Source organism: Citrobacter sp. Cpo148, from assembly GCF_030332375.1.
Classification (GTDB): domain Bacteria; phylum Pseudomonadota; class Gammaproteobacteria; order Enterobacterales; family Enterobacteriaceae; genus Citrobacter; species Citrobacter portucalensis.
In genome coordinates, this window is the sequence record NZ_JAOWHY010000042.1 from 153,945 (window position 1) to 180,944 (window position 27,000).

General features: G+C 50.8%; 24 protein-coding genes. 19 read left to right on the forward strand and 5 right to left on the reverse strand.

The window, feature by feature from the left end; all coding sequences use genetic code 11:
- Positions 1–29: 29 nt before the first annotated feature.
- From OGY10_RS07360 to adrA, 5 genes are all read left to right on the forward strand, one after another.
- Complete coding sequence (locus tag OGY10_RS07360; protein WP_286576583.1) at positions 30–1,151, forward strand: multidrug efflux MFS transporter; 1,122 nt, start codon at positions 30–32, stop codon at positions 1,149–1,151.
- A 248-nt stretch (positions 1,152–1,399) separates the two neighbouring features.
- Positions 1,400–1,642: a sigma-S stabilization anti-adapter protein IraP gene (locus OGY10_RS07365; RefSeq protein ID WP_079935136.1), complete on the forward strand. Its 243-nt coding sequence runs from the start codon at positions 1,400–1,402 to the stop codon at positions 1,640–1,642.
- A gap of 104 nt (positions 1,643–1,746) precedes the next feature.
- Positions 1,747–3,162, forward strand: coding sequence for an alkaline phosphatase (phoA, locus tag OGY10_RS07370; RefSeq protein WP_286576584.1), 1,416 nt, complete (start codon positions 1,747–1,749; stop codon positions 3,160–3,162).
- A 97-nt stretch (positions 3,163–3,259) separates the two neighbouring features.
- Entirely contained in the window at positions 3,260–3,580 is a 321-nt protein-coding gene (gene psiF / locus OGY10_RS07375; RefSeq protein ID WP_003830956.1) for a phosphate starvation-inducible protein PsiF, read from the forward strand.
- Positions 3,581–3,671: 91 nt separating this feature from the next.
- The gene (gene adrA, locus OGY10_RS07380; RefSeq protein WP_095533161.1) at positions 3,672–4,787 is read left to right on the forward strand and encodes a diguanylate cyclase AdrA; all 1,116 of its coding nucleotides are present in this window, start codon (positions 3,672–3,674) and stop codon (positions 4,785–4,787) included.
- 17 nt (positions 4,788–4,804) lie between these two features.
- Here the strand turns inward: adrA and proC are convergent, their stop codons facing one another.
- Positions 4,805–5,614 carry a pyrroline-5-carboxylate reductase gene (gene proC, locus OGY10_RS07385; RefSeq protein ID WP_003021462.1) on the reverse strand — a complete coding sequence of 270 codons (810 nt, stop codon included), beginning with the start codon at positions 5,612–5,614 and terminating at the stop codon, positions 4,805–4,807.
- 207 nt (positions 5,615–5,821) lie between these two features.
- Here proC and OGY10_RS07390 point away from each other — a divergent pair, with 207 nt between their 5' ends.
- The 5 genes from OGY10_RS07390 (at position 5,822) to ppnP (ending at position 8,507) form a co-directional block, all read left to right on the forward strand.
- Positions 5,822–6,277: a YaiI/YqxD family protein gene (locus OGY10_RS07390; protein ID WP_008783909.1), complete on the forward strand. Its 456-nt coding sequence runs from the start codon at positions 5,822–5,824 to the stop codon at positions 6,275–6,277.
- Positions 6,278–6,463: 186 nt separating this feature from the next.
- The gene (gene aroL, locus OGY10_RS07395) at positions 6,464–7,009 is read left to right on the forward strand and encodes a shikimate kinase AroL (protein ID WP_008783910.1); all 546 of its coding nucleotides are present in this window, start codon (positions 6,464–6,466) and stop codon (positions 7,007–7,009) included.
- Positions 7,010–7,035: 26 nt separating this feature from the next.
- Positions 7,036–7,227: a protein YaiA gene (gene yaiA, locus OGY10_RS07400; RefSeq protein WP_003021472.1), complete on the forward strand. Its 192-nt coding sequence runs from the start codon at positions 7,036–7,038 to the stop codon at positions 7,225–7,227.
- Positions 7,228–7,473: 246 nt separating this feature from the next.
- Positions 7,474–8,151: an AroM family protein gene (locus OGY10_RS07405; protein ID WP_003830963.1), complete on the forward strand. Its 678-nt coding sequence runs from the start codon at positions 7,474–7,476 to the stop codon at positions 8,149–8,151.
- Positions 8,152–8,222: 71 nt separating this feature from the next.
- Positions 8,223–8,507, forward strand: coding sequence for a pyrimidine/purine nucleoside phosphorylase (gene ppnP / locus OGY10_RS07410; protein WP_003021477.1), 285 nt, complete (start codon positions 8,223–8,225; stop codon positions 8,505–8,507).
- Between the two features lie 50 nt (positions 8,508–8,557).
- On the opposite strand, the gene rdgC is transcribed toward ppnP, so the two are convergent.
- Positions 8,558–9,469, reverse strand: coding sequence for a recombination-associated protein RdgC (rdgC, locus tag OGY10_RS07415; protein ID WP_286576586.1), 912 nt, complete (start codon positions 9,467–9,469; stop codon positions 8,558–8,560).
- Positions 9,470–9,560: 91 nt separating this feature from the next.
- On the opposite strand from rdgC, the gene mak reads away from it, so the two are divergent.
- Positions 9,561–10,469, forward strand: a complete 909-nt coding sequence (gene mak / locus OGY10_RS07420; RefSeq protein WP_128612084.1) for a fructokinase — start codon at positions 9,561–9,563, stop codon at positions 10,467–10,469.
- Positions 10,470–10,496: 27 nt separating this feature from the next.
- Here mak and araJ read toward each other — a convergent pair whose 3' ends face one another.
- Positions 10,497–11,669: an MFS transporter AraJ gene (gene araJ / locus OGY10_RS07425; RefSeq protein WP_032942515.1), complete on the reverse strand. Its 1,173-nt coding sequence runs from the start codon at positions 11,667–11,669 to the stop codon at positions 10,497–10,499.
- Positions 11,670–12,218: 549 nt separating this feature from the next.
- Between araJ and OGY10_RS07430 the strand changes: the two genes are divergently transcribed.
- The 4 genes from OGY10_RS07430 (at position 12,219) to OGY10_RS07445 (ending at position 17,165) form a co-directional block, all read left to right on the forward strand.
- Positions 12,219–12,776 carry a fimbrial protein gene (locus OGY10_RS07430; protein ID WP_008783915.1) on the forward strand — a complete coding sequence of 186 codons (558 nt, stop codon included), beginning with the start codon at positions 12,219–12,221 and terminating at the stop codon, positions 12,774–12,776.
- Between the two features lie 100 nt (positions 12,777–12,876).
- Positions 12,877–13,599 (forward strand): fimbrial biogenesis chaperone, encoded by a 723-nt coding sequence (locus OGY10_RS07435; RefSeq protein ID WP_231587315.1) that lies wholly within the window; start codon positions 12,877–12,879, stop codon positions 13,597–13,599.
- 2 nt (positions 13,600–13,601) lie between these two features.
- Entirely contained in the window at positions 13,602–16,151 is a 2,550-nt protein-coding gene (locus tag OGY10_RS07440; protein WP_286576589.1) for a fimbria/pilus outer membrane usher protein, read from the forward strand.
- A gap of 15 nt (positions 16,152–16,166) precedes the next feature.
- Positions 16,167–17,165 (forward strand): fimbrial protein, encoded by a 999-nt coding sequence (locus tag OGY10_RS07445; protein WP_191226339.1) that lies wholly within the window; start codon positions 16,167–16,169, stop codon positions 17,163–17,165.
- Positions 17,166–17,250: 85 nt separating this feature from the next.
- On the opposite strand, the gene sbcC is transcribed toward OGY10_RS07445, so the two are convergent.
- Entirely contained in the window at positions 17,251–20,394 is a 3,144-nt protein-coding gene (gene sbcC / locus OGY10_RS07450; RefSeq protein WP_191226338.1) for an exonuclease subunit SbcC, read from the reverse strand.
- The gene (sbcD, locus tag OGY10_RS07455; protein ID WP_191226337.1) at positions 20,391–21,593 is read right to left on the reverse strand and encodes an exonuclease subunit SbcD; all 1,203 of its coding nucleotides are present in this window, start codon (positions 21,591–21,593) and stop codon (positions 20,391–20,393) included. The genes sbcC and sbcD overlap by 4 nt, the downstream gene beginning before the upstream one ends.
- A gap of 190 nt (positions 21,594–21,783) precedes the next feature.
- Here sbcD and phoB point away from each other — a divergent pair, with 190 nt between their 5' ends.
- The 4 genes from phoB to proY all read left to right on the forward strand — a co-directional run bounded on the left by phoB (position 21,784) and on the right by proY (position 26,999).
- The gene (gene phoB / locus OGY10_RS07460) at positions 21,784–22,473 is read left to right on the forward strand and encodes a phosphate response regulator transcription factor PhoB (protein ID WP_003830970.1); all 690 of its coding nucleotides are present in this window, start codon (positions 21,784–21,786) and stop codon (positions 22,471–22,473) included.
- Between the two features lie 50 nt (positions 22,474–22,523).
- Entirely contained in the window at positions 22,524–23,819 is a 1,296-nt protein-coding gene (gene phoR / locus OGY10_RS07465; RefSeq protein WP_079934856.1) for a phosphate regulon sensor histidine kinase PhoR, read from the forward strand.
- A 405-nt stretch (positions 23,820–24,224) separates the two neighbouring features.
- Entirely contained in the window at positions 24,225–25,544 is a 1,320-nt protein-coding gene (brnQ, locus tag OGY10_RS07470) for a branched-chain amino acid transporter carrier protein BrnQ (protein WP_003021501.1), read from the forward strand.
- A gap of 81 nt (positions 25,545–25,625) precedes the next feature.
- Positions 25,626–26,999, forward strand: a complete 1,374-nt coding sequence (proY, locus tag OGY10_RS07475) for a proline-specific permease ProY (RefSeq protein WP_003021504.1) — start codon at positions 25,626–25,628, stop codon at positions 26,997–26,999.
- Position 27,000 lies beyond the last annotated feature (1 nt).

The window sequence follows — 27,000 nt, forward strand, 5'->3', positions numbered from 1 at the left end:
TTTTCAGCTACTTATCGTTATGAGTCCTTATGGAATCCTGGAGAGTTAACCTTATTTCCGTTTGGTTCGGGTGCTTTTTTACCGGACTGGCGATTAGCCAAATCTTGCCTTTTTTACCACTCTATATCTCCCAACTGGGCGTGACCTCGCATGAAGCGCTATCAATGTGGTCCGGATTAACGTTCAGCGTCACCTTCCTGATTTCAGCCATTGTTTCTCCGATGTGGGGCAGTCTGGCCGACCGCAAAGGACGCAAGCTGATGCTGCTGCGGGCCTCACTGGGGATGGCCATTGCGATTTTGCTACAGGCATTTGCCACTAACGTCTGGCAGCTTTTTCTGCTGCGCGGGGTGATGGGGTTAACCTCCGGCTATATTCCTAATGCGATGGCGCTGGTTGCGTCCCAGGTTCCACGCGAGCGCAGCGGCTGGGCGCTGAGTACGCTCTCTACGGCGCAAATTACCGCCGCCTTGCTGGTGGTGAGTTTTCTGGTCACACTGTTCTTGATCAAAGAGGGCGTTCGCCCGACGATTAAAAAAAGCGAACGTCTGAGTGGGAAGGCCGTGTTTGCCTCGCTTTCGCATCCAGCGTTGGTGATCAGCCTGTTTTTTACCACCATGGTGATTCAACTGTGTAACGGCTCAATTGGGCCTATTCTGGCGCTGTTTATTAAATCAATGGTCCCGGACAGTTCGAATATTGCTTTTCTCAGTGGGCTGATAGCCTCAGTACCGGGCATTTCTGCTCTGATTTCCGCGCCCCGACTTGGTAAATTAGGCGACCGTATTGGTACTGAGCGGATTTTAATGGCGACGTTAATCTTCGCGGTGGTGCTGTTTTTCGCCATGTCGTGGGTCACCACGCCGTTGCAGTTGGGAATTCTACGTTTTCTGCTCGGCTTTGCTGATGGTGCGATGTTGCCGGCGGTGCAGACGCTGCTGGTGAAATACTCCAGCGACCAGATAACCGGACGCATCTTTGGCTATAACCAGTCATTTATGTACCTTGGCAACGTCGCAGGGCCATTGATGGGGGCAACGGTTTCGGCAATGGCGGGGTTCCGTTGGGTGTTCATTGCTACAGCAAGCATTGTGCTTATCAATATCTGGCAACTGGCTATCGCGTTGCGACGTCGGCGCGCGGCTCGTTGAGGTCCTGATTAACAACGCTGCCTGTCAGCGTTGTTAATCCATAATTGTGTATTATATATTTGTGTGATTATTAATTTTCTTACCTTTTTATATTGAATCATCCTGCTTCAGGACTCATTTTCCCTTATTTTGTGTTGTGATTGTTTTCGCAAATCGTTTTATTTCTTATAAAAATACAACTTTCATCCTCTAGGCAGTCGTGAGCCTTAATGATAACGTGACCCATATTTTGTTAAGGGAATAGGCAAATGAAAAACCTCGTCACTGAGTTGTTACTTAAGCTCGCGCAAAAAGAAGAAGAATCGCAAGATCTGGCGGCACAGGTCGAAACGTTAGAGCGGGTAATCATCGAAATGCTGCGCAATATGGCGTGGAACGATCGGCAAATATTTATTCGTCAAATTGAGGGGGCGCTGGCTGGCGGAAACCGCATGCCCGCGTTTCTGACGAACATACATAATGCTGGCGAGTGCGTACCAAAAGCGTTGTGATCCATCTGTGGTGGGGTAACCACAAATTATCATAAAAGTGTCACATCAAATACTTATAGTCGCTTTGTTTTAATTTTACCGTATTTATACATGGAGAATATAAAGTGAAACAAAGCGCTCTGGCTATTGCCCTGTTACCTTTGCTGTTTACCCCGGTTATTAATGCAGAAACATCTACTGTAGCGGTTATGGATAATCGTGCTGCTCAGGGAGATATCACCACGCCGGGTGGCGCTCGCCGATTGTCTGCCGATCAAACGGCAGCTCTGCGCGAATCCCTGAACGATAAACCGGCCAAAAATATAATTTTACTGATTGGCGATGGGATGGGCGACTCCGAAATAACGGCAGCGCGAAATTATGCTGAAGGCGCGGGCGGCTTTTTTAAAGGTATTGATGCTTTACCGTTGACCGGACAATACACACATTATGCGTTGGATAAGAAAACGGGCAAGCCCGATTATGTGACAGATTCAGCAGCATCTGCGACAGCATGGACAACCGGCGTGAAGACCTATAACGGGGCGCTGGGTGTGGATATTCATGAAAAAGATCACACCACGATTCTGGAAATAGCCAAAGCGGCAGGTCTGGCGACAGGCAACGTTTCCACGGCTGAATTGCAGGATGCCACGCCGGCCGCACTGGTTGCCCATGTCACTTCGCGTAAATGCTATGGTCCGAGCGTGACGGCTGAAAAATGCCCGACGAACGCGCTGGAAAAAGGCGGTAAAGGGTCAATTACCGAACAATTATTGAATGCTCGTGCGGATGTTACGTTAGGCGGCGGAGCAAAGACTTTTACTGAAACCGCTACGGCAGGTGAGTGGCAGGGTAAAACGCTGCGAGAACAAGCCCAGGCCCGTGGTTACCAGATGGTGAGTGATGCCGCGACGCTGGCGGCTGTTAGCGAAGCGAATCAGGATAAACCGCTGTTGGGTCTGTTCTCAGACGGTAATATGCCAGTGCGTTGGGAAGGGCCGAAAGCGTCTTATCACGGCAACCTGGATAAGCCGGTAGTGACCTGTACGCCAAATCCAAAACGTAACGACAGCGTGCCAACGCTGGCGCAGATGACGGATAAAGCGATTGAGCTGTTAAGCAAAAATGAGAAAGGTTTCTTCCTGCAAGTAGAAGGCGCGTCGATCGATAAACAAGATCACGCCGCTAACCCGTGTGGACAAATTGGTGAAACGGTCGATCTGGATGAAGCGGTGCAGCGTGCACTTGCCTTTGCGAAGAAAGATGGCAACACCCTGGTTGTGGTAACCGCTGACCACGCGCATGCCAGCCAGATTGTCGCACCGGATACTAAAGCACCCGGTTTAACGCAGGCGCTGAACACTAAAGATGGCGCGGTGATGGTCATCAGCTATGGCAACTCTGAAGAAGAGTCCCAGGAGCACACCGGCAGCCAACTGCGTATTGCAGCCTATGGCCCTCATGCGGCGAATGTGGTTGGCCTGACCGATCAAACCGATCTGTTTTACACTATGAAAGCGGCGTTAGGACTGAAATAAGCTGACACCCGACGGCAATACTTTTGCCGTCGGGTGGTATTTTTATCGTTAGCAGCCAAACTTACCTGTGTGTCGTCGTTCAGAAAAGGATGGTGCTATGAAAATTACATTATTAATGACGTTACTCTTTGGCCTTATTTTTTTAACTACCGTCGGTGCTGCCGAGAAGACGTTAACCCCGCAACAACAGCGTATGACCACCTGCAATCAGCAGGCCACGGCGCAGACCTTAAAAGGGGATGCGCGTAAGACCTATATGAGTGATTGCCTGAAAAACAGTAAATCTGCGCCTGAGGAAAAGAGCCTGACGCCGCAGCAGCAGAAAATGCGTGAATGCAACGTCAAGGCGACGGAGCAGTCTCTGAAAGGCGATGATCGTAATAAGTTTATGAGCGCTTGCCTGAAAAAATCTGCTTAGCACTTCCGGGTGAGCAGGTAAAATCGCTCACCCGAAATATCATACTTCCGCCACCAGACCCCTTCCTATAATTTGGGAAATTTGTTTCAGAATATTCCCAAATACGATGAATGATGAAAACTTTTATCAAAAGAAGGTCGTCCCGAATGAAGCATTTATATTGCTTCATCAAAATGACCACCAACGTTCCGGTCTGCGATTTGCCCGACGAATCAGGCTGCCGCGAGCGGTGGGACTGGGGGGAATGTTTTTCCCTATCGCGTCGGTATTAGTTTCTCAGCCAATAACCGGAGGCTGGTGGCTTTTGCTGGTGGGATGGGCGTTTGTCTGGCCGCATCTGGCATGGCAATTGGCAAGTAAAGCTATCGATCCACTGCATAGCGAATATACCAACTTAAAAGCCGATGCCATTCTCGCCGGGATGTGGATGGGGATTATGGGGATAAACTTGCTGCCATCCACGGCGCTGTTGATGATTATCTGTATCAACCTGATGGGCGCAGGGGGTATGCGTGTCTTCATCGCAGGCGCCGTGTTGATGGTGGTTTCCTGCCTGGTGACGTTACAGTTAACGGATATTCCCGTGGCTTTTAGCAGTACGCAACTGAGTGTGCTGTTGTCGCTGCCGGTGTTAGTGGTTTACCCGTTGCTGTTTGCCTGGGTGAGTTACCAGACGCTCATCAGGCTGGCAGAACATAAACGTCGCTTACAGGTTATGAGTACGCGAGATGGGATGACCGGGGTTTATAACCGACGTCATTGGGAACTGTTGCTGCGGAATGAATTTGATAATTGCCGCCGCCATCAGCGTGATGCCACGCTCCTTATCATCGATATCGACCATTTTAAGAGTATCAATGATACCTGGGGCCATGACGTCGGGGATCAGGCCATTGTTGCACTGACCCGCCAGTTACAGATGACCTTACGCGGTAGTGATGTGATTGGTCGCTTTGGCGGTGATGAGTTTGCGGTAATCATGTGTGGCACGTCAGCGAGCAGCGCGATTGCAGCGATGTCTCGTGTTCACGAACGGCTTACCCAACTGCGTTTATCCTGCGCGCCGCAGGTTGACCTGCGCATTAGCGTGGGCGTTGCGCCGCTGACGTCTGAAACTGAACACTATCGAGAATGGTTAAAATCAGCAGATATGGCTCTCTACAAAGCAAAGAATTCCGGACGTAACCGCACTGAAGCGGCGGCCTGACGTCCGGCGGTGTTAACTCAGGAGCGGCTGAGTTTTTCCGACTGCTCCATGCACTTAATCATCGCTTCAATCACCGATGAACGGAAACCGCGTTCTTCCAGGACGCGTACCGCCTCAATGGTGGTTCCACCCGGCGAGCACACCATATCCTTCAATTCGCCAGGATGTTTACCCGTTTCCAGAACCATCTTCGCCGAACCCATTACCGCTTGTGCTGCAAATTTATAAGCCTGTGCGCGGGGCATCCCCCCCTGAACGGCGGCATCTGCCATCGCTTCGATAAACATAAATACATAGGCCGGTGCTGAACCGCTGACGCCAACGACCGGATGAATCATTGCCTCCGCAATGACTTCAGCTTCGCCAAAGCAGCGGAAGATATTGAGCACGTCGGCCGTATCTTCCGGCGTGACTAAGGCGTTTGGCGTGACGGAGGTCATTCCGGCGTTCACCAGCGATGGCGTGTTTGGCATCGCGCGAATGATTTTACGGTCGTGACCCAGGGCACGGGCCAGCTGATCGAGAGTGACGCCTGCGGCAATCGAGACGACCAGGGAATCTTTGTTCAGGCTGGAGGTAATTTCGCTCAGCACCTTAATCATGATGCCTGGTTTTACGGCCCCAAAAACAATATCAGCGATTTGCGCGACTTCTTGTGCAGACTGCGCCGCATTAATGCCGTACTGGTCGTGTAGCGCGGCAACCTTATCGGGGGAAGGGGTGTAGACCCAGATTTGTCCGGGGAGAACCTGACCGCTGGCGATCATGCCGCCAAGAATGGCTTTGCCCATATTACCGCAGCCGATAAAACCAATTTTCTTGTCCATCTTGTCACTCCCTATGGATGATATTCATTGTTTTATACCCGTCATACTTCAAGTTGCATGTGTGTTGGCTGCAACCCGATTTATTTAGGGTAAATCTGGGAAAGCTAAGCTTAGCGCGGAATGAATATGTTCAGAAGGAGAAACAGCACTTTGCCTGAAAGTAAAAGCACGCGACAATGTGCGACAGCACACCAGTGGGGAGAAGTTATGACAATATGGGTGGATGCCGATGCGTGTCCGAATGTGATTAAAGACATTTTGTACCGCGCCTCTGAGCGCATGCAAATGCCGCTTGTTTTGGTGGCCAACCAAAGCCTGCGCGTCCCGCCTTCGCGTTTCATCAGCACATTACGTGTGCCTGCGGGCTTTGACGTGGCTGATAACGAGATTGTGCGTCAGTGCAGCGCCGGTGATTTAGTGATAACGGCAGATATTCCGCTGGCGGCTGAAGTGATTGAAAAAGGTGCGGCGGCGCTTAACCCGCGCGGCGAACGCTATACCGAAGCCACGATCCGTGAGCGTCTGATGATGCGTGATTTTATGGATACACTGCGTGCCAGCGGTATCCAGACCGGGGGGCCGGACAGCCTTTCGCCCCGCGACAGACAGCATTTTGCGGCTGAACTGGATAAGTGGTGGCTGGAAGTTCAGCGTAGAAAATAGAGTGTGTAATTTATTATTTACACTTTATTCATTGTGAATTCTTGTTATAGTAGGGGTTAACTCATCTCGCCATTCTTTCTGTAATTTTTTCTTTACGGTTTTGGCGATGTACTAGTTTGATGATATGATTATATTTTTAACCGCATCAGATCCCGCTTGTTGGCGGCTCTCTGGGGAAATTCTGTGATGACGCAACCTCTTTTTCTTGTTGGCCCCCGGGGGTGTGGTAAGACGACAACCGGTATGGCGCTGGCAAAGGCTATTGATTTCCAGTTCGTTGATACCGATCGCTGGTTGCAATCGCACGTGCAAATGACCGTGGCGGAAATCGTCGAAAGAGAAGGATGGGAAGGGTTTCGCGCCCAGGAAACGACCGCTCTGCAGGCTGTCACCGCTCCTGCCACGGTTGTTGCGACCGGCGGCGGTATCATTCTTACCGAATTTAATCGTCATTACATGCGCAGCCACGGCGTGGTTATCTATCTAAGCGCACCGGTATCGGTACTGGTTGATCGTCTGGAGGCCACGCCTGAAGAAGGATTACGACCGACTCTAACCGGCAAACCGTTGACCGAAGAGGTTCAGGAAGTGCTCGCCCAGCGTGATGTTCTGTATCGTGAGGCTGCGCACTATATCGTTGATGCCACCAATCCGCCTTCGCAGGTAGTGGAAGACATTCTTGGGATACTGGCGCAGGCAGCGCCACGGTTGCAGGGCGGTGTCTATACTTAATGTTCATCCAGTGAAAAGGAAGAACTATGCCGACACAACCACCTTACCCACGTCAAGCGACCATTGTTACGGTTGAAAAAGGGACGCCAGGCCAGACGGTAACCTGGTATCAACTTCGTGCCGACCACCCTAAACCGAATTCGTTGATCAGTGAGCATCCTTCAGCTCAGGAAGCGATGGATGCTAAAAAACGCTACGAAGACCCCGATAAAACCTGATATGAAGACCGCTCTGGCACGAGTCTTAAAAGTGCCAGTCCGGGCGTGCATCACATTATTTTAAATTTCGCCGTATACAGTAAAAATTGAAAATTAAACAATAACAATCCAGTACTGGAATGATCTGGAATCTTTACACAATACACCGCCGATCTACTGCTACGCTTTTGAGCATTTGTAGCACAGGTCAGCGCCCGGCACTTATCCGGGATTTCACAGCAAAGTAAGAAGACGGTGGAGCAACAAATGAGTACGTCGTTGGCTATCCTCACGATTGGCGTTGTGCCGATGTGTGAGATGTTACCGCTCCTGACGGAATATATTGATGAACAGCACATTACTCACCACAGTCTGCTGGGGCAGATGCAGCGAGAAGATGTGATGGCCGAGTACGGGGCTTCACCCGGTGACGAGCTGTTATTAACGCTGCTTAGCGACCACCAACTTGCTCATGTCTCACGTCAGAAAGTGGAACGCTCGCTGCAAAGCATTGTGGAGGTGCTCGATAATCAGGGATTTGATGTGATCCTGCTGATGAGTACCGCCTCAATCACCCGTCTGACCGCCCGCAATAGTATCTTGTTGGAACCTATACGCATTATTCCCCCGTTAGTGGCTTCGATTGTCGAAGGGCATCAGGTTGGGGTCATTGTACCTGTTGCTGAATTGCTCAAAGCCCAGACACAAAAGTGGCAGGTGTTACAAACTCCGCCAGTGTACGCCGTGGCGAATCCAGTAGAAGGTTCTGAACAACAGCTGATTGATGCCGGGAAATATCTCCTTGAGCAAGGTGCTGATGTTCTTATGCTGGACTGCCTGGGGTTTCATCAACGTCATCGTGATTTACTGCAAAAGTCGCTGGATGTCCCGGTTCTGCTGTCCAATGTGTTGATTGCCCGACTGGCTTCGGAATTGCTGGCGTAATTTTGCGTGACAGGTGGAACGTCAGCCCCCTATATTGGGTATTAACTTAATCACGAAATAGGGCCAGTTGTATGCTTCAAAGTAATGAATACTTTTCCGGCAAAGTAAAATCGATCGGTTTTACCAGCAGCAGTACTGGCCGCGCCAGTGTAGGCGTGATGGCTGAAGGTGAATATACCTTTGGTACTGCGGCGCCTGAAGAGATGACGGTAGTTAGTGGCGCACTGAACGTGCTGCTGCCAGGGGAAACCGAGTGGAAAGTGTATGCCGCAGGAGATGTGTTTAACGTACCGGGCAATAGCGAGTTTCATCTGCAGGTAGCAGAGCCAACATCCTATCTTTGCCGTTACCTGTAAGCGTAAAAATGACGAATGGCGATATTGAGTCGCCATTCGCTAAACACGGCTTAACGTTGCGCTTCGCCGCCTAATCCTTCCACCAGACTTTTAATCAGCGCCGCCAGTTCACCTGTCATCAGGATGAAATCGGCATCAAAACGCTGAGCATAATCTTCGCGGTCGATATCTTCATTCTGATCGCGCAGCTCGTCGCTGAACTTCAGACGCTTAATGGAGCTGTCGTCACACATAACGAACTGAATGCGCTGCTGCCAGTCGAGGGCCAGCTTAGTGACCAGTTTGCCCGCTTCGATATGCACGGCGATTTCGTCGCAGACCAGATCCTGCTTTTTCGCGCGGATCACACCGCCGTCTTCAAGGATCGCTTTCAGTTCAGCTTCATCCAGCAGTTGGAAGCCCTGCGCCGTGGTGCCGGAGCGAACCCATTCAGTCAGCGTCAGCTCAATAGGGTTTTCCATCGTCAGCGGAACGACCGGCAGTGAACCGAGACTCTTACGCAGCAGCGCCAGCGTATCTTCGGCTTTTTTCGCGCTCGCACAATCAACCATGATCAGATCGTTGACGGTATCGATCCACATCATTGTCTGGCTGAAGCGGCTAAAGGCGCGCGGCAGCAATGAGTGCAGAACTTCATCTTTCAGCGAGTCTTTTTCGGTCTTCTTAAGTTTGCGACCTTGCTCAGCTTCCAGTTTGAATATTTTGGCTTCCAGCGCCTGTTTGATAACCGGCGACGGCAGAATTTTTTCTTCTTTGCGGGCGCAGATAATAATTTGGCCATTGGCGGTATGCGTTAATGCATCGCTGTGCGATCCCATCGGCGGAACCCAGCCCATTTTTGCCATATCCTGGCTACCGCAAGGGGTGAACGTCATTGATGCCAGCTGTTTTTCCATCTCTTCGGCTCGCAAAGAAACATCGCGGCTAAGACGGTAAACCATTAAATTTTTGAACCACAGCATGATAATTTCCACGGCCTTGTCGTTAAATCCAGCGGGCATGATAGCGAATTGTCGCTATGCTTGCATTGTTAATCGGGAAGAGGAGCAAACAGTGCGTATAGGTATCGATTTGGGCGGTACGAAAACGGAAGTTATTGCGCTTGGCGATGCGGGCGAACAGCTTTTTCGCCATCGCCTGCCCACGCCGCGTGATGATTATCGGCAAACGATAGAAACCATTGCCACGCTGGTGGAGATGGCGGAAAACGCCACCGGTCAGACGGGAACCGTGGGAATGGGCATTCCAGGTTCAATCTCGCCCTACACCGGGGTGGTGAAGAATGCCAACTCGACCTGGCTTAACGGACAACCTTTTGACAAAGACCTGAGTTCGCGTCTGAATCGTGAAGTGCGGTTGGCAAATGATGCCAACTGTCTGGCGGTTTCAGAAGCGGTGGATGGTGCGGCGGCCGGGGCGCAAACCGTGTTTGCAGTGATTATCGGCACTGGATGTGGCGCAGGAGTGGCAATGAATGGTCGGGCGCACACGGGCGGTAACGGTACCGCGGGCGAGTGGGGGCATAATCCGCTGCCATGGATGGACGAAGATGAGCTGCGTTTTCGACAGGAAGTCCCCTGTTATTGCGGTAAACAAGGCTGCATTGAAACCTTCATTTCCGGGACCGGCTTTGCCACCGACTACCAGCGTCTGAGCGGTAAGCAGCTCAAAGGCAATGAAATTATCAGCCTTGTTACTGCGCAGGATGCTCTTGCGGAGCAGGCGTTGAGCCGCTATGAGCGTCGTCTGGCGAAATCACTGGCACATGTGGTGAATATTCTCGATCCGGACGTCATTGTGCTGGGGGGCGGAATGAGCAATGTCGATCGACTGTATCAAAACGTTCCGACGTTGATTAAGCAGTTTGTCTTTGGCGGCGAATGCGAAACGCCTCTACGCAAGGCGCTACACGGGGATTCCAGCGGTGTACGCGGTGCGGCCTGGCTGTGGCCGCAGGAGTAAGGTTCGCGTAGCCGGGTAGCGCAGATGCTATCCGGCAGCGTGTGTCATCTGGGGTACTGCGCGCTTCAGGCGACCGTACAGCAACAGTGACGACATCGCAGAAAACGACAGCAGTGCCGCCGGCAGCGTCACGTAGTTGTAGGCAAAGCCCAGCGTCAGCATCATGCCACCGCTGTAGGCGCCAATCGCGCTGCCGAGGTTAAAGGCAATTTGCCCGCCAGCCGCACCCAGCAGCTCCCCTCCTTTAGCATTTTGCAGCAATAAAATTTGCAGCGGTGCCGACAGGGCAAACAGGCCCGCGCAGCAAATAAAGGCGAAGGTCAGCGACGCGGCTTTGATCCCGCCAAAGGCAAAGAGCAACAGCAGAGCCAGCACAATCACGAAGTCGGTTATCACCGCAATGCGCAGCGGCGTATAGCGACCAGACAGCCGACCGCTCAGCAGATTTCCCAACACCATTCCTAATCCTACCAGCATCATGATGAAGGTCATCAGCGCTTCGGAAAAGCCGGAGATGAACATCATGTATGGTTTGACGTAGCTAAACCAGGCGAAAACCCCGGCGTTACCAAACATGGTGGCGGAGAAAATGAGCCACGGGGCGGGGCTTTTCAAAAAGTGAAATTGTTCGCGCAGGTTTCCTTTTGCTTCATCGCTGATGTTGGGCACCCAAAAAGCGACCGAGACCATCACGGCGATATTAAAGACGGCAATCAGCAGGAACGTATAGCGCCAGCTAAATTCCTGACTCAGCCAGGTGCCGACGGGAATGCCAACCAGATTGGCAACGGTCATACCCGAAATCATGCCCGCGACGGCGGCGGTTACTTTTCCCGGGCGGGCGAGCTTCGACAGGATAATTGCGCCAACGCCAAAAAACGCGCCGTGCGGGAAGCCTGAAACCAGCCTGCCCACCGCCAGCATAAAATACGAGGAGGAGAGGGTGAAAATGGCGTTGCCAATTACACATAGCGTGACCAGAAACAGCAGAATATGCTTGAGCGAAAAGCGGCTGGAAAAGAGTGCAATAATGGGTGCGCCAAGCACCACGCCAAAGGCGTAAAACGAAATCATATGGCCAGCGGCAGGAATGGAAATACCCACGTCCCGCGCCAATTCGGTGAGTACACCCATGATGCCAAACTCGGCCATGCCCAGCCCAAACGTCCCCAAGGCTAAAGAGAAAATGACTTTTTTCATACCACCTGTCATACACAGCAACAACAGCTAAGTAGGGCTAATGCTATCATATTTGTGAAGTCTGAACGAACGATTGCAATTATTCTTGAAAGCAATTATTTGCATGTTAGATGCCGATAACATACGGACTCTGAATTGTAGTCTTTTCAATATATAAAATACACTAAAATAATAATTTATTGATGGGCGATTTCTGGTTGGGAATGGATTATTGTATTCACAGTGTATATGAATCGATAGTGATTTATTTTTTATATATAAAGCGCATAGCTATAAATTATTTAAATATTGTTTTTATTTTATCGATTAACTTATTATAACTCGCTGTTTTGTAATGATATTATTTTTTGTCTTTGTGTTGTTGATGAATTAAAAATCATATTATATTATATATGTCGACCACAATATTCATTGGGTTAGAACGCATAAGATTCTATCTTTCGGACCTCTTCTGAGGACTGTTTGGGATTTTTATATGCAAAAGTCTTTGGCGGAAATTTCAGAGACAGCATTCGAAAGATAATAAAATTTATTATAGGGAAATTTTACATGAAAAAGAAAGTACTCCTTTCTGCCTCTTTGTTGCTTGTTGCGGCTATCAATGTTGTGCATGCGGCAGACTTAACTGATGACCAGGGCACCGTCACTTTTACCGGTACTATTATTAACCCACCTTGCCAGGTTGATACAGACAGCGAAGATGTTCAGGTACCCTTTACCCCGCTGGGTACGAACGCCTTTGCTGGTATTGGCGAAGAAGCGTCTCAGGTTCAGCCATTTGCAATTAAATTGACTAAGTGCCCGGCAAATACTGTGGTAAACCTGACCTTTGCAGGTGATACCGCAACGGAAAATACGCAGCTGAAAGCGCTTACTGGCGGCGTTGATACCGGTGTTGGTATTGTGGTTTATGGCGCTGATGCCAGCAATGATAAAGTCGTTTTTAACGACGAAGCGAACTCTGCTTTTGCTCAAACGACTGGGGCAAGCGAAGAAAATGACCTGACGTTTAACTTCACATCAAAAGTTGTGGCAACCGTTGATCCGGCGAGTATCAAAGGCGGCGAGTTTGCCGCAACCACAACCTATACCATTTACTATCCATAAGGGACGTAGAGTGGGTGTGACGTAAGTTCAGACAGGATATGCCATAGGATAATCAGGGTATGTCCTGTAATTCTTTTCGAGATTTAGCCATAAGGGATGAATGATGAATCTCAACATTTCTGGTTTGCTGTTTTCAGCAATATTCATTCTTTTTCAAAACACTGCTTTGGCGGGGGTGCAAATTAGCAATACACGTATTATTTATCCTGGAGATGTGGATGAAGTTCAGGCAACGGTAAAAAACACGGGTAATGGTAATCAGCTTGTTCAGGCATGGGTTGATAACTTCGATAAGAATGATAAAAGTAAGCCTCCTCTTATTATTACTCCTCCGTTATTTAAACTTATTGGCGGACAGACGAATATCCTGCATTTTATCTCAGTCGATAAAAATGGCATCCTGGCAAAAGATCGTGAACAAATTTTTTGGGCTAATATCAAGTCTATCGAAGCGACGCCTAAAGTGTTAGTTCAACAAAGTAAGCTACAATTGGCTACCCGCAGTCGTATTAAGCTGATATGGCGACCAAAAGGATTAAATAAAAGCGACGCGCAAGAAGCATACAAAAGTCTGATATTTTCTGTTTCAGGTGGACGTTTGGCTGTGGATAACCCGACGGCATACTATATTTCTTTGCATAACATGACCGTTGACGGCAAAGAGGTAAAGCCGCCGAAAGATACGCTTTCCGCTGTGTCTATGATGATTTCACCCTATTCAAAAATGATCTATTCCCTACCGGGTGGGAACGCTAAGTCTGTTCGGTGGAGCGCAATCGACGACTACGGTAATGCCACTTCCGAACAGGAAAAGTCACTTTAAATTTGGCGGATAAGGATATCCACAATATGCGGCCTATCAATAATTATCATGAAATACTCTCATTGAAATTATCAGCTATTGCCACCGCGTTGATGTTGTGTAGTCCGTTTTGTATCGCTGAATCACAAGTTGCTGATGATGAGTTTAATATTGATGCGCTACGTTTTGATTCCCCAATAGACAGCGCAGAGACGATCCGTACTTTTTTAGACGATAATGCACTTGCACCAGGCGTCTACCTCAGTTCTGTTTATTTTAATAATCATTTTGTTGAAAAAAAGAATGTGACGTATGTGCTTAATGAAGCCCATACCGCACTCATTCCCGTGTTAAAAAAATCAGAACTGGCCGCCTATGGCGTCAATGTCAGCAAAATGCCATTGATGAAAACGATGTCTGATGACGCCACGGTTGATGATATCGGACGTTACATTGAAGAGGCTTCCTGGACTTTCTCCACTCAGCAACAACGGCTGGATATTCGTGTTCCGCAAGTTGCTGTTAATCAGGAAGTGCAGGGGTATATCGACCCTGATAATTGGGATGATGGGATACCTGCTGCCCTGTTGGGTTATTACTATAGCGGCTCTAAAACACACTACAGCTCTCAGGGCTCGTCGACACAAAATTACCTGAGCTTAAACAGTGGACTGAATGTAGGGCCGTGGCGCATACGAAACAATGGAAATTACCAAAGCGGAGATGGTTGGGAAAACATTTCGACGTATATTCAGCGGGATATAAAGCGCCTGCGTAGCCAACTGACGCTCGGCGATAGCTCTACTGCGGGAGATATTTTTGACAGCCTTCCGATTCGTGGTATTCGTCTGCAAACAGATACCGCTATGCTGCCCTATAGCCAACAAGGGTTTGCGCCGGTGATCCGGGGGATTGCGAAAAGCGATGCTAAGGTGACCATTAAGCAAAATGGCTACACCCTCTATCAAACCTATGTTAGCGCAGGGGCGTTTGAAATTACGGATGTACCGCAGGTATCTTCCGGCAGTGATTTCGATATAACAATCACGGAGGCTGATGGGAGTGAGCGTAGATTCGTTCAGACGTCGTCTTCTTTACCTATCATGCAGCGACAGGGGGCATTGCAATATAGCGTTGCCGCCGGGCATTACCAAAATAATGATACATCAGAGGATCCTAATCTGGTCGAAGCGCAACTTATCTATGGGTTGCCTTATGGTTTTACCGTGTATAGCGGCGTGTTGGGCAGTGATTTTTATCGTTCCGCGGCATTAGGTTTTGGTATCGATCTTCATGATTTTGGCGCATTTTCGTTTGATGCCACAACGGCCAGAAGCGAAGTGGCTGATAACGTCTGGCAGGGGATGTCTTATCGTGCCCAGTATGCGAAGAATATCGATACGACCAACACCAATCTTACGCTTGCGAGTTATCGTTACTCTACCCGTAATTTTTATACGTTTACGGAAACGTTAAATAACCGAACTAACGATATTGATGACGACAGTTTTTATGCTTATCGCAATACCAATAACCGTCGTAGCCGCTTTCAGGTAAATATCAGCCAGAGCTTGAATGAGCTAGGTTCTTTCTATATCTCCGGTTATCAGCAAGATTACTGGGGACTGGCGGGATATGAGCGCACGGTATCTGTCGGTTATAACCAGAACTGGGAACGGATCCGATTTATGCTCAACTATTCGTTGACGCAAACGCCAACCTCACATCGAGATGAGCAGGTTTCATTTACTGTCAGTATTCCCTTAGATAAATGGTTACCCAGTGCCTGGGCGAATTATACTTATACAGATAACCGTCATCGTAGTCAGCAACATCTGATTGGGATCAGTGGTACTGCATTGCAGGATGATAACCTCAATTATAATCTCCAGCAGTCCTGGGGGAATAATGGAATGGGGGAGAATGGAAGTATGAATGCCACCTGGCAAGGCTCATTTGGCTCTGTTTCTGGTGGGTACAATTATGACAACAACAGCCGGCAAGTGAATTATAAGTTACAAGGTGGGATTATCGGCCATGCTGGCGGGTTTACTTTAGCACAGTCGCTACCTGAAACGGTGACCTTAGTCGATGCCGACGATGGGCCTGATATTAAAGTAGAAAACAGTACCGGCGTATATACTGATTCCTATGGCTACGCTGTTATTCCATATGCCTCACCCTATCGAACGAATAACATTATATTGAATACGGCAAGTAACCCGCAGGTTGATATTGAGGAGCCCGTCAAACAGGTGATTCCTTCGCGTGGTGCGGTCACACTGGCAACATTTTCTGCACGCACCGGTATACGTGTTTTGTTAACGCTACAACATAATGGAAATAACGTTCCTTTCGGCGCGCTTGCGGCATTGGCAGGGGAAAACGAAAAAAATTATGCCAGTATCGTGGGTGATAATGGACAGGTTTATTTAACCGGTGTATCGGCAGGCGATCGCGTTATGGTGAAGTGGGGTGAGAAAGCGACACAGCAGTGTACCGCGCAGATTGCTATTCCTGCCGATGAACTTACCAACAAAGCCGTTGCTATATTAGCGGCAGAGTGTAAATAAAGGTGAAAAGTGATAATGATATCCTTCATTAGGTATGTGATTGTATTTTTTGTACTAAACTGGTCAGTGGTAAGTTATGCTTCATGTTATTATAAAAATGATACGACAGCCGCAACCTATACGGTCACCGTTCCGACTATTAACGCTCAGCGCGATGTCCCTGCAGGAACTGTCCTATGGGATAGCGGTTATCTTAGTGCTCCAAATCAATCGGATATATTTTGTAATGGGGTGCACCCAATCTATCGCGGATATGATGACTCATCATTGACGCTGGTAAATGGTGTTGAAGAATATGTTTATCAGACGAATAACCCAGGCATTGGGATTAAAATTTGGTGGTTGTCTGTTGATAGTGGCAAAAGCTACTCACCAAGTGATGCCCGTATTTTTTATTCTCCGGCAAAGGCCGAGGGTAATAAAACATGTAAGGGGTGTGAATACACAAATGTATCGGCAATGTTTGAGGTGCGATTAATCTCAACCGGGCAACCTATTACAGATACTCCCTTGCAATTATCACGATTTAGTGCTTCCCGAATATATGAATCCGCCGCCCAACTTCATATTAACTTTACCGATGCAGATGTGGTAGTTAACAGTGCCAGTTGTGTGCTTAATAGTAAGAATATTTCTGTTAATTTGGGTCGTTACTTTAAAACTGTCAGTCTGAATAACCCGGGTGATACTGGTGATGCGGTTGATTTTAAAATTGATTTGACGTGCGATCAGGATACCAATGTCAATGTATTATTTTCTGGTACAACGGCAGCAGGCGATAGCACTATTCTGACATTAAATGATCTTGATTCTCCGACGTCTGCGCAAGGTGTCGGTGTGCAAATTTTATATAACGATCGGTTAGTGAATTTTGGCGAGCTCCTGTCCACGATAAAAAATGGTGCAGAAGGGAGCATCGCTCTGCCGTTTAAAGCTCACGTCATACGTTTAAATGAGAACTTGCGGGCCGGCGAAATCAACGCCACGGCGACCTTTGATATGATTTACCGCTAGCGGTTATTTTTTAAGCGTAAGAATAATATGCAGGGAATGATATTGCCGATCTTGTCGGCAATATCAATACGTCGAAAAATCAGCGTCATTCCACTCTGAAAGTGTTGTCGAGTTTGCTGTAGCCCAGCCCGTTGATTTTTTTCACTTTGATTTGCACCGGAATGCGTTCTTTCATTGCTTCGACGTGGCTGATCACGCCAATGGTTTTACCGCTAGCGTTGAGTGCATCCAGTGCGTCCAGCGCGGTATCCAGCGTTTCGCTGTCCAGCGTACCGAAGCCTTCGTCGAGGAACAGGGAGTCAATTCGCGTTTTGTGGCTGACCAGATCGGACAATGCCAGCGCCAGCGCCAGACTCACCAGGAAGCTCTCGCCGCCGGAGAGCGTACGCGTGTCACGCACCGCATCGGCTTGCCAGGTATCGACCACTTCCAGCTCCAGCGCTTCGCTAGCTTTGCGCTGCAACAAATAGCGACCGTGCAGACGGGTTAACTGGTTGTTGGCAAGCCAGACCAGGTTATCCAGCGTCAGCCCCTGGGCAAATTTGCGGAACTTATCTCCCTCTTTCGAGCCGATCAGCGCATTCAGATAGCCCCAGTCTTCGACCTGCTGCGCGACTTTTTCAATCTCCAGCATCAGCGCCTGCTGCTGCTGGCGGTTTTCAGTATCCTGCCTGAGCTGCTGGCGAATTTCTCCCTGACGAGTGGTGTTATCCCGCAGCAGTTGGGTGAGCTGCGCCAGCGTGTCGCGAAGATGTTGTGCCGTGAGCGTGAGATCCACCCCGGTTGGTTGCTGCTGTTGATGAGTCACCAGCGCCTGCTGGGCCTGATTAAGCAGCGTTTGTGCCTGTTGTTGCTGGTTTTCCAGCGATTGTTTCAACAGCTCAAGACGGTTGAAGGTCTCTTCATCCAGCAAGGCGGCGATAAAGGCGTCACGATTGTCAAAGATGCTGGCCTGCAATGCGGCATCAAACTGCGCCTGAATGTCTGCGGCGCGCTGAACGTCCTGTGCTTCCTGCTGCTGCAAGGTTTGCCACTGTCCCTGTAAAGAGAGGCAATCGTCGTGCACCTGCCGCCAGTTTTCCAGCGACAGATCCTCAATGATTTCAGAAAGAGCCTCTGATTCTGGCAGCGTTTCCAGCAGCGGCGCAAGCTGGGCAATCCGGGCCTGTATCTCGGTCAGTTCATTCTGGCGCTGTTGCCACATTTGCGCTTCGTTCGCCCGTTCGCTTAACCATGGGGAGACTTCGTCCTCGGGCGGAAGGGCCAGACCATGACGGTCCAGCTCTGAGGTTAACGTCGCCTGGCGCTGGTCAATATGCTGTTGGAGTTGAGTAATCTGTTCGGTATGCGCGGCGATTTGCGCCTGCAGGGTATGACGCAAGCTTAACTGGTGAAGCTGTTGTTCGTACTCTTCCTGAGCGGCCAGCCACGGGGCAATGTCATCCTGCGGTTGTAGCGATACGTTGAGGCTGGCGGTAACGGTCAACCACTCTTGAGTAAGTGCTTGCTCCTCCTGAGAAAGACTCTGTGCTTCATGTTCATCGCGCTGAAGTTGCTGCGTTATCGCCTCAAGCTGCCCGCGCAGGGTTGAACCCTCATCGGCCAGCGTTTTGACCTCTTTTTCCAGCGCTTCACGTCGTGCCTGATTTACGCTCAGCTCAAGCGTCTGGTAACGCGCGATAGCCGGATGTGTAATAGAGCCACAAAGCGGACAAGGTTTGCCGGATTCCAGTAATGCCCGATGGCTTTCCAGATCTTTGATGCGGGCTTCCTGCTCGCAAATGAGTCTCACATCGGCAAGTTGCTGATTTTTATCTTTATAGCGCTGACGTTTCTCGGCAAGTACCGCGTTGCGCTGGGTCAGCTCTTGCTGGCGCTGCACCAGTGAAGCGCGTAGCTGTGCCAGCTGCTTTTGCTTCGGGGCGATTTGCCCGTGCAGATTACTGAGGCGCTGGCGTAGTGGACGAAGCTGCACATGTTGCGCCAGCGCTTCTGTCACTTCCTGCGGCGAAAGGGTCAACGTGGGAAGCTGCAGGGCATCGAGCTTACGTGTGTCGTTCTCCCGCAGCTGTTGCCACTGGCGTAGCTGGGCGCTGGCGTCGGACTGTTGCGCCAGCAGCGCTTTCCATCCTGCCAGTTCGCTACTCCATAAGCGGAAGCGGTCATGTTCGTTCAGCCAGTCGGTTAACGTCTGTTGTTCGGCGAGTATCGCGGTCGATTGCGTGTGCGCCTGCTGACGGATACGCCCGCGCAGCGCTAAGCTGCTTTGTAAGCGAGTATTCACTTCCTGAATCTTCTGGCGCGTACGCTCGATAGTAGCCGTTTGTTCCTGGATTCGCTCCCAGTGAGGGCGCAATGCTCTGGCCGGCTGCGCCAGGCTCAGCGCTGCCAGCTGCGGCTGCGCGTCTTCTTGCGCCTGAAGTGCTGCCTCTAATGCCTGCTGGTGGCGGTTTATGTCCGTCTGAAGCTCATTTTGCCGAATAAGCCAGTTGAGGTGCTGTTGCTGGGTTTGTTGGCTGGTAAGGTATTGTTTTTCTTCGTCAGTAAGTACCTGCAAACTTTCCGTCAGGGACTGCACCTGCTCTGGTGCTAACAGCGCCACGCCACTGGCCTGGGCCTGCAGTTTTTCCAGCTCCGTACGCGCCGACTTGTGCTTTTCAAACACCATGGCGGAGATTTGGCCGTAGATCTCAGTACCAGTTAACTCCTCCAGAAGCTCGGCGCGCTCTTTCGGTTTGGCATTAAGAAAGGCGGCAAACTGGCCCTGAGACAGTAGCATCGAACGGGTAAAACGCCCGTAATCCAGCCCGGTAAGCTCGGCTGTCATCTCCAGCTTGTCTTTGACTTTATCGGCGAGGATTTTACCGTCAGCGCAGCGGGCTAGCTCTACGCGCGGGACCTGCAGGTTGCCCTCGGGCTGATTGCGCGCCCGGTTCTGGCTCCAGAATGCGCGGTAGGCTTCGCCGCGCACCTCAAACTCAACTTCGGCCAGACACTCCGCGGTATCGCGAGTCATCAGGTCGTTTTGCGACTGTGACACGGTATTCAGGCGCGGTGTTTCGTGGTACAGGGCGAGGCAAATCGCGTCCAGCAGGGTGGTTTTCCCCGCGCCCGTTGGCCCGGTAATGGCGAACAACCCGTTGCTGGCAAAAGGTTCTGCTGTGAAATCGACTTTCCATTCTCCCTTCAGGGAGTTGAGGTTCTTCAGGCGCAGGCTGAGAATTTTCATGCTTCACTCTCCCCGGCAAGCGTGTGTAAGGTTGCGCTAAACAGCTGATTCAACCGCTCACGCTGAGGCTCCTCGAGCTCTTCCAGCGCCAGGCGGCGGTCAAAAACTTCCGTTACGCTTAGCTCGCTTAACGTTTCGCGTCGTTCATTGGCCATAATACGTTCACGTTGTTCCCGACTGCGGCGCACCAATAACACCTCGACCGGTAAATCTTCGGTTAAGGCCTGGATCTTACGTTGCATGTCATGCAGATAGTCGTCGGTGGTGATTTCAATATCCAGCCATATCGGCGGCTCTTGTGGCACGTTACGCCACTGTTCAAGCTGGGCGGTAATGGCGGCTAAATCGCCTTTCAGTACCGCAAGCGGCTGGGTGACCGGTACGGTGAGATTTTCAACGGCGCTGAGTTTCCCCGCTTCAAAGCTCACCAGATGTACACATTTGTTTTTGCCGCACTCGTCAAAACTGAGGGCAATCGGTGAACCGCAGTAGCGAATATGGTCCGTCCCGCCGATAACCTGCGCCCGGTGAATATGCCCCAGTGCGATGTAGTCCGCGGGTGGAAAGTTTTGCGCCGGAAAGGCGTCCAGCGTACCGATATAAATGTCACGTACGGCGTCACTTTTACTGGCGCCAACGGTGGTCAAATGGCCGGTCGCAATGATGGGCAGGTTTCGATCGCCACGCAGCGTGCAGGCGTCCTGATACTGCTGCTGGTAATAGTCGGTGATCGCCCCCAGCAGATGCTGCTGTTTTTCTTGTCCGGTTAGCCCGGCCTGGCTGGTAATGATGTCACGTGGTCGTAAGAAAGGAACCGGACACAGGATCGCTCCCGGCGTGCCATCACGTTGCGGCAGCACCTGCGGCGCATGGCCGGCGCTGGCAACGACCGTGGTGTTGAGAAACGCCAGAATATCGCGGGATTCATTGAGCGTGGCGACGGAGTCGTGGTTGCCTGCCAGCACGACCAGATGACAGCCAGTTTGCTGCAGATTGACGACAAAACGGTTATACAGCTCACGGGCGTAGCTTGGCGGTGAGCCGGTATCGAAAATATCGCCCGCCACAATAATGGCATCCACCTGCTGGGATTGTGCCGTTTCCAGCAGCCAGTCGAGAAAGGCCTGATGTTCAGCGGCGCGGCTCTTGCTGTAGAAATTTTGGCCCAGATGCCAGTCAGACGTGTGAAGGATGCGCATAAGAGTTCCATGACGATAAAACAGTGGCGGGGATTATAACCTTTCAGAGACGGTAATATCTTGTCTCCGGGCTGTCATAATTCGTCTGGCTGCGTTAAACCTGGACTATCTTTTCATAAATCTGTCATAAAACTGACGCATAATGGCACCGTATTGATGGCAAACGATTTAATTATAAACAGGGCAAATCATGGCGAGACGTATTCTGGTCGTAGAAGATGAAGCTCCAATTCGTGAAATGGTCTGCTTCGTGCTCGAGCAAAACGGTTTTCAACCCGTAGAAGCCGAAGACTATGACAGTGCTGTGAACCAACTCAATGAACCCTGGCCGGATCTCGTCCTGCTTGACTGGATGCTTCCCGGCGGCTCGGGTCTACAGTTTATTAAGCATCTCAAGCGCGAAGCCATGACGCGGGACATCCCCGTGATGATGCTGACGGCGAGGGGAGAAGAGGAAGATCGCGTCCGGGGTCTGGAAACCGGTGCGGATGACTATATTACCAAGCCGTTTTCTCCCAAGGAGCTGGTGGCGCGTATTAAAGCTGTGCTGCGTCGAATTTCCCCCATGGCGGTGGAAGAGGTTATTGAGATGCAGGGGCTGAGTCTTGATCCCACTTCGCATCGCGTGATGACCGGCGAAGAACCGCTGGATATGGGGCCGACCGAATTCAAACTGTTGCACTTCTTTATGACTCACCCCGAGCGCGTCTACAGCCGTGAACAACTCCTCAATCATGTCTGGGGAACCAATGTCTACGTAGAAGACCGGACAGTGGATGTGCATATCCGCCGCTTACGTAAAGCGCTGGAGCACAGCGGACACGATCGAATGGTGCAGACAGTTCGCGGGACGGGATATCGTTTTTCGACCCGCTTCTGACTGACAAGAATCAGGGCCTGATGGATTAGGCCGTTTATGGAGTAAGACGTTTGCTAGAACGATTGTCATGGAAAAGGTTGGTACTGGAGCTGATCCTGTGCTGCATACCAGCATTTATCCTTAGCGCTTTTTTCGGTTACCTGCCCTGGTTTTTACTGGCGTCGGTAACGGGCCTGCTTATCTGGCATTTCTGGAATTTATTACGTTTGTCCTGGTGGTTATGGGTCGACAGAAGCATGACGCCGCCGCCGGGGCGAGGCAGTTGGGAGCCGTTGTTATATGGGCTGCATCAAATGCAGCTTCGCAACAAAAAGCGCCGTCGAGAACTGGGTAACCTGATTAAACGTTTTCGCAGCGGGGCGGAATCACTACCCGACGCGGTGGTGTTGACCACCGAAGAAGGCGGTATCTTCTGGTGTAACGGACTGGCTCAGCAGGTTCTGGGACTGCGCTGGCCGGACGATAGCGGGCAAAATATTCTTAACCTGCTGCGCTACCCGGAATTCACACAATATCTGAAAACGCGCGATTTTAGCCGGCCAATCAATCTGGTGCTCAATACCGGACGGCATCTGGAAATTCGCGTGATGCCCTATACCGATAAGCAATTGTTGATGGTGGCGCGCGACGTTACCCAGATGCACCAACTGGAAGGTTCACGGCGTAACTTTTTCGCCAACGCCAGCCATGAGTTGCGCACACCGCTGACGGTGCTGCAAGGCTACCTGGAAATGATGCAGGAGCACCCGCTGGAAGGGACAACGCGCGAAAAAGCGCTGCATACCATGCGCGAACAAACGTACCGTATGGAAGGCCTGGTGAAACAGCTGCTGACGCTGTCAAAAATTGAAGCTGCGCCGACGTTGCAACTGAATGAGAAAGTCGATGTGCCTATGATGCTGCGCGTGATCGAGCACGAAGCGCAAACCCTGAGCCAGCATAAACATACGTTTACCTTTGATGTCGATAACAGCCTGAATGTGCGAGGCAACGAGGAGCAGTTGCGTAGCGCTATCTCGAATCTCGTGTACAACGCGGTGAACCACACACCAGCGGGAACGCACATTACCGTACGCTGGCAGCATGTGCCGTCAGGGGCGGAGTTTTGCGTGGAAGACAACGGTCCGGGCATTGCCCCCGAGCATATACCACGTTTGACCGAACGTTTTTATCGTGTGGATAAGGCGAGATCGCGACAAACGGGCGGTAGCGGTCTGGGTCTGGCCATCGTGAAACATGCGCTGCATCACCACGACAGCCGTTTGAACATCGAAAGCGAACCAGGCAAAGGGACGCGATTTAGTTTCATGATCCCGGAACGTTTCATTGCCAAAAGTAACGGCTAAGACGTATTCGTAAGATAATCTTTCCAAAAGCCAGCGCAAGCTGGTTTTTTTTATGTGGTCAATAGATGCCTCCTGAATTTTACGACGTTTGATTGTTTTTTGTTCGAATTATTACCCATACCTTTTTCCATGAAATGGTGTTTTGTGCTAACCCTATTTTTCATATCGCTATATTGTTCTGGTTTTTGGATCCCACCTTGCTTTAAAACGTTATAAGCGTTTAAATTGCGCTCCAGGTGCTGTCATACCGACTGCATTTACGCGGTAAATCGAAAAACTATTCTTCGCCGCGCCAGGTCGGGAGTGTTTCCCGCTGGAATTGAGCAAAAATGCCGCTGTATTGTCCCCCAGGGAAAGGCAAAAATTTACTATTTTCAACACCACATCCACAGGCAGTAAGACTTTATGACCCATCAGTTAAAATCGCGCGATATTATCGCTTTGGGATTTATGACATTTGCACTGTTCGTTGGTGCAGGTAACATCATTTTCCCCCCAATGGTTGGTTTGCAGGCAGGTGAACACGTCTGGACTGCGGCTTTTGGCTTTTTGATTACGGCCGTTGGCCTGCCGGTACTTACCGTTGTCGCGCTGGCGAAAGTCGGCGGTGGTGTGGACCGACTGAGCACGCCTATCGGTAAAGTTGCCGGTCTGCTGCTGGCGACCGTTTGCTATCTGGCCGTTGGGCCGTTATTCGCTACCCCGCGTACCGCGACGGTCTCTTTCGAAGTCGGGATTGCACCGCTGACTGGTGATTCTGCGCTGCCGCTGTTTATCTATAGCGTTATCTATTTCGCGATTGTCATTCTGGTTTCGCTTTATCCGGGCAAACTGCTGGATACGGTGGGTAATTTCCTGGCACCGCTGAAAATCCTGGCGCTGGTGGTCCTGTCTGTCGCTGCAATCGTCTGGCCAGCAGGCCCGATCAGTAATGCGATGGAAGCCTATCAAACTGCGGCGTTTTCTAATGGCTTCGTGAACGGGTATCTGACCATGGATACGCTGGGCGCGATGGTGTTTGGTATTGTTATCGTTAACGCCGCTCGCTCGCGTGGTGTTACTGAAGCGCGTCTGCTGACTCGTTATACCGTTTGGGCGGGTTTAATGGCGGGTGTGGGCTTAACGCTGCTGTATCTCGCGCTGTTCCGTCTGGGTTCAGATAGCGCGATTCTGGTCGATCAGTCTGCTAACGGCGCGGCGATTCTGCATGCGTATGTTCAGCACACCTTTGGCGGTGCAGGAAGCTTCCTGCTGGCGGCGCTGATTTTCATCGCCTGTCTGGTCACCGCGGTTGGCCTGACCTGTGCGTGCGCAGAGTTCTTTGCCCAGTACGTTCCACTGTCTTATCGCACGCTGGTATTTATCCTCGGCGGCTTCTCGATGGTGGTTTCTAACCTGGGTCTGAGCCATCTGATTCAGATCTCTATTCCGGTGCTGACGGCTATCTATCCGCCATGTATCGCACTGGTTGTATTAAGCTTTACCCGCTCATGGTGGCATAATTCTTCCCGCGTCATTGCACCTGCGATGTTTATCAGCCTGATTTTTGGTATCCTTGATGGCATTAAAGCTTCTGCAATTGGCGACGTGTTACCGGCCTGGACCCAGCGTTTACCGCTGGCGGAGCAGGGGCTGGCGTGGTTGATGCCAACAGTCGTGATGGTGGTCCTGGCAGTTATCTGGGATCGCGCCGCGGGTCGACAGGTGACCTCCAGCGCACACTAATATCACTGACAATAAGTTTTAACCACGGGGCTATTAACATGGCCCCGTGGTTTTTTTATTGTGTTAACAGGTTAGGAATCGATGGAAAGTAATAACAAGCTAAAGCGTGGGCTGAGCACCCGGCACATCCGCTTTATGGCATTAGGTTCAGCAATTGGTACCGGGCTGTTTTACGGCTCGGCCGACGCTATCAAAATGGCGGGGCCAAGCGTATTGCTGGCCTATATTATCGGCGGTGTCGCGGCGTACATTATTATGCGTGCGCTGGGCGAAATGTCTGTTCATAACCCGGCAGCCAGCTCCTTCTCGCGCTACGCGCAGGAAAACCTCGGACCGCTGGCAGGCTACATTACCGGCTGGACCTACTGTTTTGAAATCCTGATTGTCGCCATTGCCGACGTGACAGCCTTCGGCATATACATGGGCGTCTGGTTCCCGGCGGTACCGCACTGGATTTGGGTACTCAGCGTGGTGCTGATTATCTGCGCCATCAACCTGATGAGCGTGAAGGTGTTTGGTGAGCTGGAGTTCTGGTTCTCGTTCTTCAAAGTCGCCACCATTATCATCATGATTGTCGCCGGTTTCGGTATCATCATTTGGGGGATTGGCAACGGCGGGCAACCAACCGGTATCCATAACTTATGGAGCAACGGTGGCTTCTTCAGCAACGGCTGGCTCGGCATGGTGATGTCGCTGCAAATGGTGATGTTTGCCTATGGCGGGATTGAGATTATCGGGATTACCGCAGGCGAAGCCAAAGACCCGGAAAAATCTATTCCGCGCGCCATCAACTCCGTACCAATGCGTATCCTGGTGTTTTATGTGGGGACGCTGTTCGTCATTATGTCTATCTACCCGTGGAACCAGGTGGGTACCGACGGTAGCCCGTTCGTTATGACGTTCCAGCATATGGGCATTACCTTTGCTGCCGGGATCCTCAACTTTGTGGTTCTGACTGCGTCGCTGTCGGCTATTAACTCTGACGTCTTCGGTGTGGGGCGTATGCTACACGGCATGGCGGAGCAGGGCAGTGCCCCGAAAATGTTCGCCAAGACGTCGCGTCGTGGCGTGCCGTGGGTGACGGTAATGGTGATGACTATCGCGCTGCTGTTTGCGGTGTATCTTAACTACATCATGCCGGAAAACGTCTTCCTGGTGATCGCCTCTTTGGCGACTTTCGCCACGGTATGGGTGTGGATTATGATCCTGTTGTCGCAGATTGCTTTCCGTCGTCGTCTGCCGCCGGAAGAGGTCAAAGCGCTGAAATTTAAAGTACCGGGTGGGGTAACGACGACCGTTGTTGGCCTGATTTTCCTGGTCTTTATCATCGCGCTTATCGGCTATCATCCGGATACCCGCATTTCGCTGTACGTCGGCTTTGCGTGGATTGTCCTGCTGCTGGTCGGATGGGGATTCAAGCGCCGTCGCGAGCGCCAACTGGCTGAAGCACAGTAAT